At 38.0% G+C, this 2,451-nt stretch carries 1 protein-coding gene; it reads left to right on the forward strand.

The window, feature by feature from the left end:
• Window positions 1-2,438 (forward strand): chromosome segregation protein SMC (gene smc, locus V7149_RS17920; RefSeq protein ID WP_335346970.1); only part of this gene is annotated, 2,438 nt, incomplete at its 5' end.
• Window positions 2,439-2,451: the final 13 nt, after the last annotated feature.

Here is a 2,451-nt window from a genome sequence, read left to right on the forward strand (position 1 = left end):
AGATTGAATCATTAAAAAGTGATTATATCGAAGTACTAAATAAACAAGCTGCTGCCAAAAACGAGCTCCAGAATATTCAACAGCAGCTAGATCAGCTAGACATGAGAAACAGTAAGCTTGAGCATGAAAATGATAATTTCATCCAAAATCGAAATAGTCTTCTAGAGAAGAAAGAGCAGATTGAAGCTCAGCTTCTGTCTGCACAAAAAGAATTAGATGATCAAGTAAAGCTATTTAGAGATGAGCAAAGAAAACTTGAAATATGCAAGGATAATTATCAGAAGCAGGAAAAGACCCTTTATCAAGCCTATCAATATCTTCAAAAGGCTAAATCGAGACAAGAGATGCTTGAGGAAATGGAAGATGATTATTCAGGCTTCTTTCAGGGTGTTAAAGAAGTATTAAAGGGCCGTGGCGGAAAGCTGTCAGGAATAGAAGGCGCTGTTGCGGAACTCATTCAAGTTCCTAAGGAATTTGAAACTGCGATTGAAACAGCCTTAGGTGGGGCTATGCAGCATATTATTGTAGAAACAGAACAGGATGGCCGAAGAGCGATTCAATATTTAAAGAAAAACTCATTTGGACGTGCAACCTTCTTACCTTTAAATGTCATGAAAGGGAAGAGCTTAAGCTTTAGTCAGCTGCAATTAATACAGCAGCATCCTTCCTTTGTTGGAGAAGCTGCAAAATTAATTCAATTCAATCCTAAATATAAAGAATCAATGGAGAATTTACTTGGTAATGTTGTCATTGCAAAGGAGTTAAAGGGTGCGAATGAAATGGCTAAACTCCTGCAATACAGAGTAAGGCTCGTGACTCTTGATGGCGACATTGTGAATCCAGGGGGCTCTATGACTGGAGGTGCCCTAAAACAAAAAACGTCATCCATCTTAAGCAGAAAAGGCGAGCTTGAAGAATTGAAAGCAAGAATTATTGATATGGAGTCTAAGACAGCAGGACTCGAATCACAGGTAAAGCTACTTAAAGCGGATATTCAAAAGCTTGAAGCGCGGATTGATGGTCATAGAAAATTAGGGGAAGAGCTAAGGTTAAAGGAACAGTCAATAAAAGGCGACCTCCGAGAATTAGAATTTGAGGAGAAAAGCTTAAATGAAAGATTGTCGCTTTATGATTTGGATAAAGCCCAATTTACTGAAGATAAAACGAGATTATTAAAAAGAAAAGCTGATTTACATTCATTGCTTGAAGCTTATCAGTCCCAAATCACTTCTTATGACGAAAAGATTCTTATGCTGACTGATCAGAAAAACTTGCAAAAAACTTCAAAAGAGACGCTTATATCTGAAATAAACGAACTTAAAGTTAGCTATGCCTCGAAAAGTGAACAATATAATCATGCTAATGATAAATATGAAGCAATATTGGAAGAGCTTTCAGAAATAAACGGGAAGCTAATTATATTTAAAGAGGACCTTGAGCTTCTTTCTTCAGAAATGGTAAATAGTTTCTCTGGAGAGCAACAGTTAGAAGAAGCTGCAAAAAGAAAGCTTCAAGACAAGACAGAGACTCTTAACTTAATTGCCTCAAGAAGAGAAGAACGTATGGGGCTTCAAACAGCTCTGGAAGATCTAGAGCTTGAAACAAAAGAGCTGAAGAGGCTGCATAAAGGAATGGTTGAGGCACTTAAGGACGAGGAAGTAAGGCTAAATCGGTTGGATGTAGAGCTTGAAACCCGGTTAACTCATTTAAGAGAAGAGTATTTGTTATCTTTTGAAGCAGCTAAAGAGGAATATCCTTTAATGATTGATGTCAATGAAGCTAGGAAAAAAGTAAAGCTAATTAAATTGGCGATTGAAGAGCTTGGAACAGTAAATCTAGGTGCGATTGAGGAATATGAACGGGTTTCAGAACGATATGAATTCCTTCTCGAGCAAAAAAATGATTTGCAATCGGCTAAAGATACGTTATTCCAGGTTATCGATGAAATGGATATTGAAATGAAAAAACGGTTCCAGCAAACCTTTGAAGGCATTCGTTTTCATTTTGAATCAGTTTTTCAATCATTATTCGGCGGAGGCAGAGCTGATTTGAAGCTGACAGACCCAGATGATTTATTAAACACAGGTGTTGAAATTGTTGCACAGCCACCTGGGAAAAAACTGCAAAACCTTGGATTATTATCAGGCGGGGAAAGAGCGCTAACAGCAATTGCACTGCTTTTTTCGATATTGAAGGTACGTCCCGTTCCATTCTGTATTCTTGATGAGGTTGAGGCAGCCCTTGACGAAGCAAACGTATTCCGCTTTAGTCAATATTTAAAAAGATTTAGCGCTGAAACGCAATTTATTGTTATTACCCATCGTAAAGGAACGATGGAGGAGGCTGATGTATTGTATGGAGTGACTATGCAAGAGTCAGGTGTCTCGAAACTAGTGTCTGTTCGCCTTGAAGAGACGAAGGAATTAGTCACGCAATAAAGTGAAACTTCAA

This window comes from Bacillus sp. JJ1503 (assembly GCF_036965125.1).
Taxonomy (GTDB): domain Bacteria; phylum Bacillota; class Bacilli; order Bacillales; family Cytobacillaceae; genus Cytobacillus.